Source organism: Pseudobacter ginsenosidimutans (assembly GCF_007970185.1).
In the GTDB taxonomy this organism is placed as follows: Bacteria; Bacteroidota; Bacteroidia; order Chitinophagales; family Chitinophagaceae; genus Pseudobacter; species Pseudobacter ginsenosidimutans.
On the sequence record NZ_CP042431.1, the window covers coordinates 3,876,153 to 3,892,727 of the forward strand.

The 16,575-nt window shown below is 48.8% G+C and carries 9 protein-coding genes; 4 read left to right on the forward strand and 5 right to left on the reverse strand.

Annotation, left to right across the window (positions count from 1 at the left end; genetic code table 11):
* Positions 1-77 precede the first annotated feature (77 nt).
* The gene (locus tag FSB84_RS15640; RefSeq protein WP_130538874.1) at positions 78-257 is read right to left on the reverse strand and encodes a hypothetical protein; all 180 of its coding nucleotides are present in this window, start codon (positions 255-257) and stop codon (positions 78-80) included.
* A gap of 223 nt (positions 258-480) precedes the next feature.
* Between FSB84_RS15640 and FSB84_RS15645 the strand changes: the two genes are divergently transcribed.
* The 3 genes from FSB84_RS15645 (at position 481) to FSB84_RS15655 (ending at position 9,585) form a co-directional block, all read left to right on the forward strand.
* A complete protein-coding gene (locus FSB84_RS15645) occupies positions 481-5,517 on the forward strand; it encodes a HAMP domain-containing protein (protein ID WP_130538875.1) in 5,037 nt (1,678 codons plus the stop codon).
* Between the two features lie 23 nt (positions 5,518-5,540).
* A complete protein-coding gene (locus FSB84_RS15650) occupies positions 5,541-6,788 on the forward strand; it encodes a response regulator (protein ID WP_130538876.1) in 1,248 nt (415 codons plus the stop codon).
* Positions 6,789-7,059: 271 nt separating this feature from the next.
* On the forward strand, positions 7,060-9,585 hold the full coding sequence (locus tag FSB84_RS15655; RefSeq protein WP_130538877.1) for a zinc-dependent metalloprotease: 2,526 nt from the start codon (positions 7,060-7,062) through the stop codon (positions 9,583-9,585).
* 124 nt (positions 9,586-9,709) lie between these two features.
* Here the strand turns inward: FSB84_RS15655 and FSB84_RS15660 are convergent, their stop codons facing one another.
* The 3 genes from FSB84_RS15660 to FSB84_RS15670 all read right to left on the reverse strand — a co-directional run bounded on the left by FSB84_RS15660 (position 9,710) and on the right by FSB84_RS15670 (position 11,569).
* Positions 9,710-10,180, reverse strand: a complete 471-nt coding sequence (locus FSB84_RS15660; RefSeq protein ID WP_130538878.1) for an NUDIX domain-containing protein — start codon at positions 10,178-10,180, stop codon at positions 9,710-9,712.
* A 3-nt stretch (positions 10,181-10,183) separates the two neighbouring features.
* Positions 10,184-11,122: a magnesium transporter CorA family protein gene (locus tag FSB84_RS15665; protein ID WP_127127307.1), complete on the reverse strand. Its 939-nt coding sequence runs from the start codon at positions 11,120-11,122 to the stop codon at positions 10,184-10,186.
* Between the two features lie 168 nt (positions 11,123-11,290).
* Positions 11,291-11,569, reverse strand: coding sequence for a DUF4242 domain-containing protein (locus FSB84_RS15670; protein ID WP_130538879.1), 279 nt, complete (start codon positions 11,567-11,569; stop codon positions 11,291-11,293).
* 152 nt (positions 11,570-11,721) lie between these two features.
* On the opposite strand from FSB84_RS15670, the gene FSB84_RS15675 reads away from it, so the two are divergent.
* A complete protein-coding gene (locus FSB84_RS15675) occupies positions 11,722-12,276 on the forward strand; it encodes a DUF1415 domain-containing protein (RefSeq protein WP_130538880.1) in 555 nt (184 codons plus the stop codon).
* 87 nt (positions 12,277-12,363) lie between these two features.
* Here the strand turns inward: FSB84_RS15675 and FSB84_RS15680 are convergent, their stop codons facing one another.
* The gene (locus FSB84_RS15680; RefSeq protein WP_130538881.1) at positions 12,364-16,431 is read right to left on the reverse strand and encodes an MBG domain-containing protein; all 4,068 of its coding nucleotides are present in this window, start codon (positions 16,429-16,431) and stop codon (positions 12,364-12,366) included.
* Positions 16,432-16,575: the final 144 nt, after the last annotated feature.

Sequence of the window (16,575 nt, forward strand, 5' to 3'; positions counted from 1 at the left end):
TTTAATTATAGGTCTGTATAACTAAAATACCCTAAAAAAATGAAATAGTGTTCAGGTTTCCAGCGCATTCAATGTTATTATTTCCTTTTATGCGGCTGTTTGTTACTGTGAGGTTTCTGGTTATGGGTAATGTCGTCACCCTTGAAGTCCTGCTCCTCATTTTTGCGGCTGTCGAGATTGTCTTTATTCTCGGGCCTTTGCACAGATGGATTGGCCTGTTTCGGTTGTGGCTGTTGCTTTGTTGTATTCGTTTTCATAGCTTTTATGTTTAAGTATTTATCATAAAACCTGGTGCCAGGGTTCAGCTTTTGTAGAATTTAATTCCCAAATAGTGGAATATGCTTCGCAGCGTCAATAAATAAATTCAAGTTCTTTTCCGGCCCATGAGCCATAGGCCGGCACTTCAGCTGAAACGTGATTCTGGCATGGTTTTCACCGCCATTACATAATCGAAAATTGATTGCTAACAAACCTAAAGCTATGGCCCGGCCGAAAAAAGCTGCAGTCCGCAAAGCGGCTGTAATTGAAAAACCTGTCCTGCGTTCCCCGAAAAAACCTTCCGGTAAAAAGATCAGTTCCTCCAACGGAACAAAACTGGCGAATGAAAGTCTCGACCATGCCGCATTACTGAAAGTACTAACGGCAGTGCGCAACGGAGATTTCACCATGCGCATGAGCAATGGCGTTTCCGGCCTCGATAAAAAGATCTGTAATACCCTCAATGAGATCATATCCCTCAATGAAAAGATGATGTTCGAGTTCACCCGCGCCGGCAGTACAATCGGTAAGCAGGGAAAGCTCACGCAGCGCATCGAATTACCCAACGCAAAAGGCAGCTGGCGTGCCGGCATGGAAAGCCTGAATCTTCTCATCTCCGACCTGGTAACGCCCACCATCGAGATCGCGCATGTGATCAGCTCCGTGGCCAAAGGCGATCTCATGCAACGCATGCCACTGGAGATCGGCGGTTATGCATTGAAGGGAGAGTTCGCCCGCATCGCCAATGAAGTGAACGATATGGTGGACCAGCTCAACCTCTTCTCCATGGAAGTGACCCGCGTGGCCCTGGAAGTGGGAACAGAAGGAAAACTTGGCGGACAGGCGCAGGTGAAAGGAGTGGCCGGCACCTGGAAAGACCTGACCAACTCAGTAAATAAAATGGCGAGTAATCTTACCTCGCAGGTGCGGAACATCGCGGAAGTGACCACGGCTGTAGCGAAGGGTGACCTTAGCCGTAAGATCACCGTTGATGTGCGTGGTGAGATCCTTGAACTGAAGAATACCATCAACACGATGGTGGACCAGCTCAATGCCTTCGGCTCAGAAGTAACGCGCGTGGCGCGTGAAGTGGGCTCGGAAGGAAAGCTCGGCGGACAGGCCGATGTACCGGGAGTGGCCGGTACCTGGAAAGATCTCACCGATAACGTGAACAAGATGGCAAGCAACCTCACTTCGCAGGTGCGGAACATTGCCGAAGTAACTACGGCTGTGGCTAACGGTGACCTTAGCCGGAAAATTGGCGTGGATGTAAAAGGCGAGATCCTGGAGCTCAAGAATACGATCAATACTATGGTGGACCAGCTCCGCGGCTTCGCATCAGAAGTTACGCGTGTGGCGCGTGAGGTAGGAACGGAAGGAAAGCTTGGGGGCCAGGCGAATGTGCCAGGCGTTGCCGGTACCTGGAAGGATCTTACCGATTCCGTGAACCAGATGGCCGGCAATCTCACAGCCCAGGTGCGTAATATCGCTGAAGTGGCCATCGCCGTGGCGAATGGTGATATGAGCAAGAAGATCACGGTGGACGTTCGCGGAGAGATCCTGCAATTGAAAGAAACACTCAATACTATGGTGGACCAGCTCCGCGCCTTCGCTTCCGAAGTAACACGCGTGGCGCGCGAAGTAGGTACCGATGGAAAACTTGGTGGACAGGCATTCGTGCCGGGTGTGGCTGGTACCTGGAAAGATCTTACGGACTCCGTGAACTCCATGACAGGTAACCTCACCGCACAGGTGCGGAATATCGCAGAAGTGACCAAGGCGGTGGCTTCCGGCGACTTGTCTAAGACCGTTGCCATCGATGTGAAAGGTGAGATCCTCGATCTGAAAAATACCATCAACACCATGGTGGAACAGCTCAACTCATTTGCGTTTGAGGTTACCCGTGTGGCCCGCGAAGTGGGAACGGAAGGTAAACTTGGTGGACAGGCCGAAGTACGTGGTGTTGGCGGAACCTGGAAAGATCTTACAGACTCTGTGAACATGATGGCGAGCAACCTTACCAACCAGGTGCGGGGCATCGCCAAAGTGGTGACCTCAGTTGCCAATGGTAACCTCAAACAAAAACTCGCCATCGTTTCACGCGGTGAAGTGGCGCAGCTTATAGATACAATCAATGAAATGATCGATACGCTCGCCACCTTCGCAGACCAGGTTACCAACGTGGCGAAGGAAGTTGGTGTGGAAGGAAGACTTGGCGGCCAGGCCTCTGTGCCCGGTGCATCCGGTATCTGGAAAAACCTCACTGAGAACGTGAACCAGTTGGCGCAGAACCTCACCACACAGGTACGTTCCATCTCGGAAGTGGCATCGGCCGTAACCAAAGGTGACCTTACAAGGACCATCCGTGTGGAAGCGAAAGGTGAAGTGGAATCTCTGAAAGATACCATCAACCAGATGATCAGCAATCTCCGTGAAACCACGCAACGTAACCAGGACCAGGACTGGCTCAAATCCAACCTCGCACAGTTCGGTCAAATGCTGCAGGGACAACGCGATCTGAAAACAGTGGCGCAACGTATCCTCTCCGAACTGGCGCAGGTAGTGCAGGCGCATTACGGAGCTTTCTATATTCTCAAACAGGATGAAGAGACCGATGAGTTTCGCCTGCATCTTTTTGCAGCATACGGTTATAAATCCGATAAGAATATCCCTACAGAATTTGGTATCGGCGAAGGACTGGTGGGGCAGGTGGCTTTCGAAAAAGAAAGGATCATCCTCAGCAATGTACCTGCCAATTATATCAAGATCAGCTCCGCACTCGGTAAAACAAGACCGGCAAACCTGATCATCCTTCCTGCATTGTTCGAGAACAACGTGAAGGCCGTGATAGAACTGGCTTCATTGGAAACTTTCAGCTCAACGCACCTGGACTTCTTAAGTCAGCTTACAGAAAGTATTGGTATCGTATTGAACACCATTGAAGCCAACTCCAGAACGGAGGAACTGCTGATGCAATCGCAATCACTGGCAGGCGAGCTGAAGATCCAGCAGGAAGAGTTGAGAAGAACGAATGATGAGCTCCAGGATAAAGCCCTGTTGCTGGTAAAACAGAAGAATGAAGTGGAAGCAAAGAACAGGGAAGTGGAAGAAGCGAGATTGTCGCTCGAAGAGAAAGCGGAACAGCTGGCGCTCACTTCTAAATACAAATCCGAGTTCCTTGCCAATATGAGCCATGAGCTCCGCACGCCGCTGAACTCTCTGCTCATCCTTGCACAGCAATTGTATGAGAACGTGGAAGGCAACCTGAGCGAGAAACAGATCCGCTACGCCAAAACCATTCACTCCTGTGGTGATGACCTGATCCAGCTCATCAATGATATCCTCGATCTGTCCAAGATCGAATCCGGTTTTATCACTGCCAATATTTCTCCTGTCCGTTTTGCAGAGATCGCGGCATTTGTGGAAACCACTTTCAAACCTATTTCGGAAGCCAGGCATCTGCGCTTCCTCATCGAAACAGATACGCAGCTGCCGGAATTCATGGAAACCGATCTGCAGCGCCTCAACCAGATCCTAAAGAACCTGCTCTCCAATTCCTTCAAGTTTACGGAGAAGGGTGAAGTGAAATTGAGGATCTATGAAGCCAAACGAAACTGGAAGACAGGTAATAATTTCCGGCTTGACAATGCAGGCAGGGTAGTGGCCTTCGCCATCAGCGATACCGGTATCGGAATTCCACCGGAGAAACAGAATATCATCTTCGAAGCCTTCCAGCAGGCCGAAGGCTCTACCAGCCGGAAGTATGGAGGCACCGGGTTGGGATTGAGTATCAGTCGAGGTCTGGCCGAATTGCTCGGAGGCACCATCGAACTGGAAAGCGAAGTGAGCCGAGGTTCCACTTTTACACTTTTTCTGCCGGTACATAATGTGGAAGGAATAGTTGTGAAAGAAACCCCTGACTTCTCCACCGAATATCCGTTACAGTTAGTGCCTGAAAAAAGCAGGATCGACGCCTTGTTCAATACTATCAGCGCCATTCCCGATACTACAGACAATAACAATCTCGCCATCATCAATGAAATGATCAATGATGCGGGAGACGACAGGAACCATATCCAGCCCAGCGATAAAGTGGTGCTGGTAGTGGAAGATGATCTCCGTTTTGGAAAGATCATCATCGAAAAGGCGCATGAGTTCGGCCTCAAAGCCATTGTGGCTACCAACTACCTGGAAGTGTTCGAATTCCTGAACCGCTTCCTGCCCATCGCCATCACCCTCGATGTGAAACTGCCCGATACCAGCGGCTGGAAAGTGCTGGACCTGTTACGCAATGATCTCAACTATCGTCATATCCCCATCCATCTCGTATCGGGGGAAGAGAACAAACAACTCGCCCTGAAGCGCGGCGCACGCAGCTTCCTGCTGAAGCCACTCGACAATGATGTGCTGAATGATCTCTTCAACGATATCATCCATTATCACAACAAGAGCATGCGCAGTATCCTGGTGGTGGAAGACAATGAACTCGATTCTTCACAGATCGTGAAGATGCTGGAAAGCGATAACCTGCAGGTGAGGATCGCTGCTACGGCCAATGATGCTATCGGTCAGATCAGGCAACAGGTATATGATTGCATCATCCTCGATTATTCGCTGCCCGATATGGCGGGAATGGACCTGGTGAACAAAGTGCAGGAGATCAAGCACCGCAACACTCCGATGATCATCTACTCGGCAAAGGATTTCAGCAACAAGGAAATGAACCAGCTGAACACCGCCACCAGCGCCGTGTTGACGAAAGGAGTGGATTCGCTGGAACACCTGCTGGAAGAAACCGTATCGCACCTGCACATCAATCATAAAGACCTGCTCCCTGAAAAACGAAGGGTGATCGAACATGTTCGCCTCAAAGAAGACATTCTAACGGGCAAGCATATCCTGGTAGTGGACGATGATGTGCGGAACCTTTTTGCCCTCACTACTGTGTTTGAACGGTACAATATCAACGTGATCACAGCAGAGAGTGGAAAAGATGCGATCCAGGCAATCAGGAATGAACAACCGAAAATAGATATGGTATTGATGGATATCATGATGCCGGAAATGGATGGTTATGAAACCATGCAGAAGATCAGGAGGGAGCACAAGAACAACACGCTTCCCATCATCGCTGTTACGGCGAAAGCCATGAAGGGCGACCGGCAGAAATGTATCGAAGCAGGCGCTTCCGACTATATCACCAAGCCACTGAAAATGGACCAGCTGCTGAGCCTGATGCGTGTGTGGTTTTATAAATAATTCAGACTTACCAAAGAAGCTACATGCAATCGAAAATATTATTAGTAGACGATAGGGAGGACTCACTTTTTTCAATGGAAACCATTCTCGAACCTGATGGTTACCAGTTTGTGAAGGCAGGCTCCGGAAGGCAGGCGCTGAAGATCCTGCTGAACGAGCATGATTTCGCGCTCATCCTGATGGATGTGAAGATGCCCAACCTGAACGGCTTTGAAACAGCCGCACTGATCTACGAACGCGATAAACTGCGCCATATTCCCATCATCTTCATCACAGCCAACAACTATGGAGAGGAGAATGTGTTCAAAGGTTATCGGACCGGCGCCGTGGATTATATCTACAAGCCCGTGAACCCTGCGCTGCTGCGCGCTAAGGTGGCAGTGTTTGTTGACCTCTACCGGAAGAACTACCAGCTGCTGGCGCAGGAACAGAAACTGAAAGCCATCAACAGGAGCCTGGAGATAGAGATCAATGAAAGACGTGCTTCGGAAGAAATGGTGAAGCAGCTCAACCAGCAACTGATGCAGAATATACACCTGCTGGAAACGGCCAATCGCGAACTGGATCGATTCGCGTTCATGGCCTCTCATGATCTGCAGGAACCCCTGCGCAAGATCCGGACCTTCGGCGATCTGCTGACCATGAAATATAAAGATGCGCTCGACAATGAAGCGAAGGGCTATATCGGCCGCATCCAGAATGCAGCCGAGCGCATGCAAACACTGATAAAAGATATCCTCGCCTTCTCCCGCGTGAGTGATGAAAAAGATAATTTTGTTCGCAGCGATCTCAACCAGATCCTGCAGGAAGTGCTTACTGACCTCGATGGAACTGTGCAGGAAAAGCAGGCCACCATCACCATCGAGCCATTACCCGTCATCGATGTGAATCCCGGACTTATCCGCCCATTATTCTTCAATCTGATCGGCAATGCCCTCAAGTATTGCAAAAAAGATGTGCTACCGGTGATCACTATACGAAATATCAGGCAGCTGGCGGATGTACCCAGACCGGAGTATTGCCGGATCTCTGTAGAAGACAATGGCATTGGTTTTGATCAATCATATGCCGAGCAGGTATTCGATATGTTCAGGCGTCTGCATGTGAACAAAGATTATGAAGGCACCGGCATCGGCCTGGCGCTCTGCAAGAAAATAGTGGAAAAACACCATGGATTCATCAGCGCCGAAAGTCAACCAAATGTAGGCTCCGTATTCACCATCACCTTACCAGTGGAGCAGAAGAATCTTCAACCATTAATACTTCGTTAGTGTGCCGCCAGTCGCTCGCCTCCCGGCGAGTGACCTTTTTAGTTCGCCTCCGGCGAACGTTTTTCTCTATTACCGTTTATATAGAATAATTGCCAACACTATAGTTGTTCGGGGAGTTGAAAGTCGCATCAATTAAAAAACTGCTAACTTGCCGGGGCAACAGGAGGCCCGTCGCCGGAGGCGACGCAATATAAGTCACTCGCCGGGAGGCGGGCGACAGGGCACACTCCGAGGAAATCCCTATTGATTACTAAACAAACAGTTCTTCAGGATGATTAGCTCTCCAAGCCTGAAACCCTGGCTCTGCACGGCTTTGCTGCTTTCCACCGGAATAATGGTGATGGCGCAAAGACCCGGAAAGAATGGCGCAAACGCAGATACCACAGGCAAACCCCCAGCCATGCCGGCGATGGCAAAATCCGGACCGAAACCTTATAGTGAAGTTGTTACAGCAAAAGCCCAAACTGAAAAAGGGCTGTTCCTGGTGCATAAGATAGACGACAAGTATCTCCTGGAGATCCCGGGATCCATGCTCAACAGGGATTATCTCTTCACCACCCGCATTGCAAAAGCGGGCGCCGATCTGCGCAGCTCCAACTCCATGTCGGGCTATGCCGGTGATGCCGTTAATTTCAATGTGATCAGCTTTCAAAAAGGGCCAAATAATAAACTCTTCCTGCTGAAGAAAAGTTTCTCCGAGTTCTCTGCCGATTCCACGCGCGATATGTATATAGCTGTTACCCGTTCCAATGTACAGCCCATTGCGGCCAGCTTCGATATCAAAGCGGATGGTTCAGAGTCCAATGGCATCGTGATCGATTTTACAGATTATATCGCAGGCGATAATGATGTACTGCATTTCGATGGCGACCAGAAAAAAGCCTGGAAACTCGGCGGCCTGCAGGCAGACAAATCTTATATCGCAGGCGTCAGCTCATTCCCGCTCAATACAAATATCAGGACAGTAAAAACTTATACGCGTGCCGGTGAAAGTGCATCGGGTACAGCTACGCTGGAGCTCACAACCAGTATCGTAGTGCTTCCCGAAGTGCCGATGCAGCCCCGGTATTTCGATCCGCGTGTAGGTTATTTCGCAGTAGGCTATACTGATTTCGATCATAACCCGCAAGGCATCAAACAACTGGTGCTGGCCAAACGCTGGAGACTGGAACCGAAACCTGAAGATGTAGAGCGCTACAAAAAAGGCGAACTGGTAGAGCCTCAAAAACCTATTACCATCTTTATCGATCCGGCCACACCAAAGAAATGGGTCCCTTATTTGATCCAGGGTGTGAACGACTGGCAGGCAGCCTTCGAAAAAGCCGGTTTTAAAAATGCGATCGTTGCGAAAGCTGCACCCACGCCGGAAGAAGACCCCAGCTGGAGTATGGACGATGCCCGCAATTCAGTGATCGTATACAAACCCAGCTCTGTGGCCAATGCCAGCGGCCCCAGCACTGCCGATCCCCGGTCAGGTGAGATCCTGGAAACGCATATCAACTGGTATCATAACGTAATGGAGCTGCTCCGTAACTGGTACATGGTGCAGGCCGCAGCCGTTGACCCCCGCGCCAGGAAAGTAAAGTTCGATGATGAACTGATGGGACAGCTGATCCGCTTCGTTTCTTCTCACGAGGTAGGACATACGCTTGGGCTCCGTCATAATTTCGGATCCAGTTCCACTGTGCCCGTTGAAAACCTCCGTAATAAAAAATGGGTGGAAGAGAACGGACATACACCCAGTATCATGGACTATGCCCGTTTCAATTATGTAGCGCAGCCGGAAGATAATATTTCCGAAAAAGGGATCTTCCCCCGCATCGGTGATTACGATAAATGGGCTATCGAGTGGGGCTACAAATGGACAAATGGAAAACTGGAAGAAGAAACAGCCATGCTGAGTAAGCTTACAACAGAGAAGCAAAGCAACAAACGACTCTGGTTCGGAACCGAAACCAACAGGGATGATCCCAGATCACAGAATGAAGACCTGGGAGATAATGCCATGATCGCCGGTAACTACGGCATCAAAAACCTGCAACGCATCCTGCCCGAACTGCCCAAATGGACTACCACTCCCAATGAAGGATATGCGAACCTTTCTGCTATGTACAACCAGGTAGCAGGTCAGTTCGGACGTTATATTGGTCATGTGGTGAAGAATGTAGGTGGAATAATGGAAACGCCTAAAATGGTAGAACAGGCCGGGCCTGTATATGAGCGTGTGCCCAAAGAGCGCCAGCAGGCCGCCATGGAATGGTTGAAGAAACAATTGTTCACCACACCAAACTGGCTGCTCAATAAAGAGATCACAGGCAAGGCCGGGATCGATGGCGTTAAGCTGGTGGGAAGACTGCAGGACCAGGCAATGAACAAATTGTTCGATGGCCGTCTGATCGACAAACTGATCACGGCTGAAGCTGAAGGTGGCACTGCTTACACTGCCACGGAATTCATCAATGATCTGAAGAATATTGTTTGGGCTGAAGTGTCAACGCGCAAGCCCATCGATGTATATCGCCGCAATTTGCAAAAGGATTATATCATTCGTGTAGAGCGCATCTTCAATCCCGTTCAAACCCGCTCGGGTTCCAGCGCGGTGAGCGCCCTGGCTTCTGCATTCGGATTGCCGGCGCCCATCAATGAAACCGGCGATGCATATTCCATCTACAGGGCGAGTATGAGAGCTTTGCGTGCAGAGATCAAAGCCGCATTGCCCGCCATTACGGATAGGCTTACCCGTTATCACCTGGAAGATATGGCGGAGAGACTTGGAAAAATGCTCGATCCTAAATAGAATAATGTAATTAATATCAGGGGGGCTGACAAAATTTGTCGGCCCTTTTGCGTTATCGGTGAGCAGTTGCTCGCGCACCTATGAGTGCCGGTTATTTACCCGCCTCCGGCGAGCGCTCCGGATCTTATTGGGAAAGTTGTTGTTTCAGCATATTCGCCACCACTTTATCGATGGGCAGCGTAACACTGTCTGCGGAGAATTTGTCAAGACTGATATAGCGGAATGTTTCCGTTTCGCCACGCTCTTTGTAAATGGCCATCTGCGCATCATCGAATTCAAATTCTGTACTGCGGATAGGGACTTTGATAGGCTCCAGCGCTTCCACGAAATAATAGATGGAAATGATCTGATCCTCTGGCTTGAAGGCGCTCATCTGGAAAAAGTCGGTAGTATAAAGATGATCGGTTACCCGCACTTCAAGATCCATTTCCTCTTTGAATTCGCGTTTGAGACAATCGCGTGTTCCTTCTCCGAATTCCAGTCCGCCTCCCGGGAATTTTGTATAGAACTTACCGCGGATCAGTTCATCGGCTACCAATATATCGCGTTCCGGTGTCAGCAGGATACCGTAGACTCTTACATTGAATTGTGCCATACGCTAGAATAGTTTTTTCTTCAGGAAGAAGTAGCCGATCACCAGGGAGATCATTAACGAAAGCCCTACAGGAATGTAAAAGGCAAATGGTGAATTGGCATATGGGATCGGTACGTTCATACCATAGATACTGGCTACAAGTACCGGAACAGTAAGTACGATGGTGATCACAGCCAGTCTTTTCAATACCTGGTTCTGATTATTGGCAATGATGCTGGCGAAAGCATCGAGCGTGGAGCTGAGGATATTGGTGTAGATATTCGCCATTTCAAGGGCCTGTGAATTATCTACTATCAGGTCCGCCATGAATTCTTTCTCGGTTTCGTTCAGTCCGAGGAAATTGGTCCGTTCCAGTTTCATCAGCAGCATTTCATTGGAGCGGAGGGCTGTAACGAAATACACCATGCTTTTCTGGATTCGCATCAATTGCAGGAGCTCTTCGTTCCTGTTGGCGGCGTAGAGTTTTTGTTCCAGGAGATTCCTGCGCTGGTTGATCTCTTTCAGATGCTCCATATAAGTCTGGATGATCTTTTCGAAGATCTTCAGCACCATCATCTTCCGGTTATCCGGATGACGGTTCTGGAAAGTGTGCAGGAATTTTTTGATAGCGCCGTTCTCGAATGAGTTAACGGTCACGATCTGGTTGTGCGTAAGGATGATACTGATAGGGATGGTGATATAGAACGCATCACTTTCGTTGAAAGAGTTGTTCTCCGTGGGCGTTTTGATCACGATCAGCTTCACATTGTCGGCTTCTTCGAAACGCGTTCTTTCATCGATATCAAGGGAGTCCGTCAGGAAGTCGAGTGGAATATCAAGTCCTTCGGCCAGATCGGAGAATTCCTCCTGTTTCAGTGGCGGCAGAATATTGACCCATGCACCGTTTTCGGCCCTGTCTATCGCTACCGTCTGGTGATTGATATTTTTGAAATATTGTATCATCGGCGGCGCAAAGGTAATATGGCTTTTTGAATAGCAATTTTATTTTTTGTTATCGCCTGGTTAGGCGGGAATGGGGTGGAAATCAGGGAAAAGGGGCGGAAAATTGGGAAATTCAGAAAGCAGCGGAAAGCGGGAATCCGGCTCTCCGCCGCTTTGCGGAAGTAGGGATCATACCGGTTCTGCCGTAGTAGGATCGATCACCCGGTAGATCCTGTTGATCACATTGGCGGGGAAACCGCCTTTGGAGGCATGCAGCCTGATCATTTCCTCATCGGGCGCATTGTAAATGCAATAGATCTTATCTCCGCCTACATAGCTCTGCACCCATTGAATGGAAGGACCGAGCTCGTTCAATACAGCACATGATTGCTGTGAAATGGCCTGCAACTGCTCCTGCGAAAGCTGGCCTGCTCCGGGAATTTCCCGTTCGATGACGAATTTTGGCATAATGAGCGTTTTAAGGTTAAGAATGGAAAGAGGAAAAATGGAATGGGCAGGATTGTTCTTAGAGGATATTACTGAGGATGAGGACTTGTAATTTACGAAAATTAATTGGGATCGATGTTTGCCCTTGCCGCAGGCAACGTAGCTTTGCGGCCATGAATGCGTCAGCACAACTCAATGCGGAAATTATTGAACGTACCCGGAAATGGATCATGGAAGTGGTGATCAAATGTAATTTTTGTCCATTTGCCGCCAGGGAAGTGAAACGCGATAGCATCCGCTATTCCGTAATACCAGACCTGACGCAGAAAGATGCATTGACAGCTTTGCTGGAAGAATGCAAAATGATGGATTCCGATGAACAGATCGAGACCACCCTGCTCATTTTTTCAGAAGGTTTCAAAAGTTTCAGGGAATACCTGCAACTGGTGGAGAAGGCGGAATCTCTGGTTCGCAAGAATGGTTATGAGGGCATTTACCAGATCGCCAGTTTTCATCCTGATTATTTTTTCGCCGGTGCTCCGATTGATGATGCTGCCAACTTTACTAACAGGAGCATCTACCCGATGTTACATATCCTGCGAGAGGCCAGTGTTGAAAAAGTACTGGAACGTTATCCTGAACCTGAAAGGATCCCCGAAGCCAATATGCGCTTCGCACGCGAAAAAGGAGCGGCCTACATGAAGATACTGCGCGATTCCTGCCTTTGATCCATCTTACAAAAATACCGGCATAAAAAAAACCGCTCCCCGACATCAGGAGCGGCTGCATATACAAAAACCCGATCCGGTTTAGTATTATTTTTTGATCACCTGCACGCTGTGTTTCCAGAATCCGCCGCGGCCCAATGTTATAAAGTATGTGCCTGAAGGCAGATGGGCGATATTCAACTCCGCGTTATTCCATCCTTTGCGGAACTGGAATTTTTGTTGCTGTAATGACTTCCCTTCCAGATTGCTCACATTGATGTACCAGTTATCTGCAATACCGATCAGCAGTTTCAATGTTAGTGGCCCTGGTGTTGGATTAGGCCAGGCTTTCACGCTGATGATGCTGCTGAAATCACCGCAGGTACCGAGTGTCACTACTTTTGAAGTAGCTCCGATACAGCCGTTGTTATCTGTGTACTGGTAATGGACCGTTTGTTTTCCGGTTGCAGGTATTTCCAGGTTCCAGACATTGTTGCTGATGCCGGGGCCGGAGAATTGTCCACCTGCAGGCGTGGCGTTGAGGTTGAGCAATGTATTATCGATACAGATCTTATCATCGATCAGAATAGTGGGTTTGATTGCTGTGTTGATGCTGAACCTGGCAGCATCGGAAACTACAGTTGTGCCTGGTGCGCTTATTCTGCACCGATAGTAACCGATTGTGTTCACGGAAGATAAAGTACTGCTCATTGCTCCGTTGACCGTTTGCCAGTTATTGCCGTTTTCGCTTTTTTCCCATTGGTATTGCAGGTTGACCAGTGGAGAAGGGGCGTCTGCTGTAACCGAGAAGGATCCTGCGTTTCCTGCACAGAGGGCAAGATCCTGCGGTTCTTGTTGAAGGTTTACCACCGCTCCCGTTACCGTCAGCATTCCGTTGTTGGGTTTCAATACATAGTTGGTTGCGGAACCGCCGCTGAGGGTAACGGGATAATCGCCCGGTGAACTGCCTGGCAGGGCAGTAGTGGCGATGGCTGGTGGAATGATATCGGCAGGACTTTCACCGGCAATGAATCCACTGTATTGGATCGTCAATGCCGGATTTGCTTCCCCGTAAGGTCGCTGATAATTGCCTGCTTCCAGGAAAAGGTCTTTGGGAGTAATGGTCAATGAAGCTGGTGTGAAATTGATCGTGTAATTATTCCCGGCGCTCAGTGAGCCCTGATTGATGGTATAAACGCCTACATCCTCACCGGCAGTTCTATCCGCTGCACCGGAAATATTATCATTCCCTACAAGGCCGTTTGAACTGTAATTCAGGGCAGGGTCATCTTCGCCATATATTTTCGATTGTGCGTTACCGGTAATGGCAAGTGTTTTTGGAACGATAGTGAGATCCGCTGTGATGAAATCGATCTGGTAATCTGGGCCTGCATCGATCGATCCTGCAAGGATCGGGTAGGCGCCAACGTTATTGCCAGCCATTCTTGATAATGCGCCTGTAATGGCATCGGAGCCGATCAGTCCATTTGAGCTGTAGTTCAATACCGGTTCTGCATCTCCGTACGTGATCTGGGCGGGACTGGCTTCAATGGTAAGCGTTTTGGGATTGACGGTGAGTACGAATGTCTGGTCTGTGGCAGGGTAATAACTGATATCACCTGCCTGGCTGACAGTGATGGTGGTGCTGCCTGCCTTATTGATCCTGATCTTCGTTTTGTTGCCATCTGCTGCGTCCTGGAAAATTTCCGCTACGCTGGAATTGGAAGAGATGAATTGCAGCGGCATACCCGAAGTAGTAGTGGAAGAAGGCTCGAAAGCCGCATCGCCATAGGTTTTTGAGAGATCGGAAGCTGTGATGGTCTGATTCATCCTGTTGAATTCAAAAGCGCCGATGTCAATGCTTGCTCCATATATTCTGGGATTGCCTGCCATATCCAGGTCTGCTGCACTGCCACCTGCATCCAGGTATGCCTGCATGTTCCCCGTGTTGTAAGCAGCACCAATGGGTTGCGGGACCATGTTGTCGAATAGCATATCATTACTTTGTTCCTGCCAGTTCCCTCCAATGGGAAATGTAGGATTGCTTACAAACTCAAGGATGGATTCATTGGCTACAGTGTTGTTAGTGGTCCTGATCAGGGTAGTGCTTGATCCTGTTGGTGGCAATGAAGACAGGATCATGCTGTTCTGAATGTCCAGTTGATAGGAGGTGGTGATGGAGTTGTCTGAAAAAATCGCGCTACTGACAGCATTCGAAGTAAAATTACTTACCATCGTGCAGTTGACGATCTTACAATTGTTGTTAAAATGATGCAGGGCAGCGCCTTTCTCCTGGCTGAAATTGTTGGTGAATACGCAGTTGAGGACGGTCAGCTTACCATAACTGGATGAAATTCCTCCGCCTCTTGATAGTGCATGGTTGAGATGAAACTTCGAATTCTTCAATATTATATTACCCTGGACAATCAATACAGGGCTGGAAGTGGTTTTATTATTCCTGATAGTAAGGTTGTTGAGTTGCAAACCGGTATTGCTGTTCAGACTGGAAGCCTGGATAGCTGATTCAGTTGCGCCGGTAATAGTAACTCCATCGATGGTAACAGCACTGATGGTGCCTGATTGGATTTTTACCACATTGAGAACATTTTCTCCCGTATTGCTGATGACGGGCATGTGAGACTGGTAAACGGTTACGTCATCATTATTGTAGTCCCCGCTCAGGATGGTTTCATTATCATTTGTTTTGAAACTTCGTTCAGTTATTGACTGTTCATTGCCGGCAAAGCCGCCATATACTTTTATATTATTCCGGATCCAGAAAGTATTGTTCCTGTCTTTCGGTTGTAAGGTGGAGAGATTGCCATCCCGGTAAAGGGGATAGTAAGTTCCTTTAGCGATCCAGATCTCTTTGATGGTCCATGTTAAAATAGCTGCTACTAGTGGATGTGCTGCTTCGTCCAGTGCATTGTCCCAGGAAGAGCCATTGCCTGTACCTCCTTTTTTAACATATACTACACCGTTAGGATCTGGATGTACCGGAACTCCATAATATTCAGTAGCGCCAATATCGATGGTGCCGTTGCCGTTGATGGTAAACAATCTCATCTGGCCACGTCCGTCGCGGGTATTGGCATTCAGGCCGGAGTAGTAGCTGTTATCCCCTTTGTCTATCACAGGGCTGGTACTGACTATGGGTCTGTAATCGCCACCAACGAAAGGCGCTTCATTCGGCGGTCTCCACGAAGCGAATTTCGGATCTGTATCACCGATATTGTTATTTGCGGGATCAGGTCCGGAACCCTGTACCAGGCTGTTTTTGATATTGCTGCCATTGCCGGGAACAATAATATCATCAGCAAGGTTGTTCCAGATGATAGAGTTGCGAATCGGGATGGAAGTGTTTCCATAAAAGAAATAACCGGTATTCTGGAGCCCGGCATTGCAGGCAATGGTGCAGTTGATCAGTCCCTGGCCGGCGTATTCATCGATTATGTATATTCCTCCACCATAGTCAGCCTGATTTCCAGCCATGACACAATTGACCAGGGTAGTATTGGATTTATTCAAAAACACTGCGCCACCGAAGTAGGCAGTATTCCCCAGGAACACGCAGTTCTCTACTTTGGGAGAGGATTCGGACACGAACAGGCCGCCACCAGTTGTGCCTTCAGTAGTATACCCATTATAGGTTGGCCTGAGCGATGAACGTGCATTTCCTTCCTGAATATAGAACCCATTTAATTCGGCCGTACCAACGTCACCAACAGATACCACCACATGCATGCAGTTGTCGAATCGTTTCGTTGGGTCGTACTGGTTACCATCCAGCGTTGTAGGGTAACCTGCAATATTCCGTTGATCGATACTGGTTTCAGTTCCCTGGAAACCTCCGTAGAGTTTTACATCTTTTACCATCAGGAAAGCCATGAAAGTGTAGTACTGGGAATTGGTAGTGCCGAAGGCAAGATCATCAGCCCTGTATAAGGGAAGGTAATTACCGTATGCCACCCAGATCTGTCTGATGGCAGTATTGGTTTTGGCATCCACCAGTGCATCGGCCAGTTCACCTCTTGCATTGGCCCAGCTGCTGCCATTGCCGTTACTGCCTTTTTTCACATATACGATACCGTTGCCGTCCGGTACGGTCTGGGCTGCTGCAAAAATGGAAAAGAATAAGAATGTAATAAAGAAGAGAAGGGGTAGTGTTCTATTCATGACGGGTCAGTTTGATCAAACAGGTAATGGATTCAATGGTGTTCCGGATGGCCGGAACCTGTTCGGTCAAAAGTACAGGAGCGGAATACTGAGAGGAAAGATGAGGGGCGGACAAAAGCCGGACAAATAATAAATCCCTTGACT

What these genes read in the sequence shown, in the direction of transcription:
- FSB84_RS15680 (WP_130538881.1), bottom strand. Translation starts at nt 16,431, where the DNA reads ATGAATAGAACACTACCCCTTCTCTTCTTTATTACATTCTTATTCTTT.
- FSB84_RS15650 (WP_130538876.1), top strand. Translation starts at nt 5,541, where the DNA reads ATGCAATCGAAAATATTATTAGTAGACGATAGGGAGGACTCACTTTTT.
- FSB84_RS15665 (WP_127127307.1), bottom strand. Translation starts at nt 11,122, where the DNA reads ATGATACAATATTTCAAAAATATCAATCACCAGACGGTAGCGATAGAC.
- FSB84_RS15670 (WP_130538879.1), bottom strand. Translation starts at nt 11,569, where the DNA reads ATGCCAAAATTCGTCATCGAACGGGAAATTCCCGGAGCAGGCCAGCTT.
- FSB84_RS15655 (WP_130538877.1), top strand. Translation starts at nt 7,060, where the DNA reads ATGATTAGCTCTCCAAGCCTGAAACCCTGGCTCTGCACGGCTTTGCTG.
- FSB84_RS15675 (WP_130538880.1), top strand. Translation starts at nt 11,722, where the DNA reads ATGAATGCGTCAGCACAACTCAATGCGGAAATTATTGAACGTACCCGG.
- FSB84_RS15660 (WP_130538878.1), bottom strand. Translation starts at nt 10,180, where the DNA reads ATGGCACAATTCAATGTAAGAGTCTACGGTATCCTGCTGACACCGGAA.
- FSB84_RS15645 (WP_130538875.1), top strand. Translation starts at nt 481, where the DNA reads ATGGCCCGGCCGAAAAAAGCTGCAGTCCGCAAAGCGGCTGTAATTGAA.
- FSB84_RS15640 (WP_130538874.1), bottom strand. Translation starts at nt 257, where the DNA reads ATGAAAACGAATACAACAAAGCAACAGCCACAACCGAAACAGGCCAAT.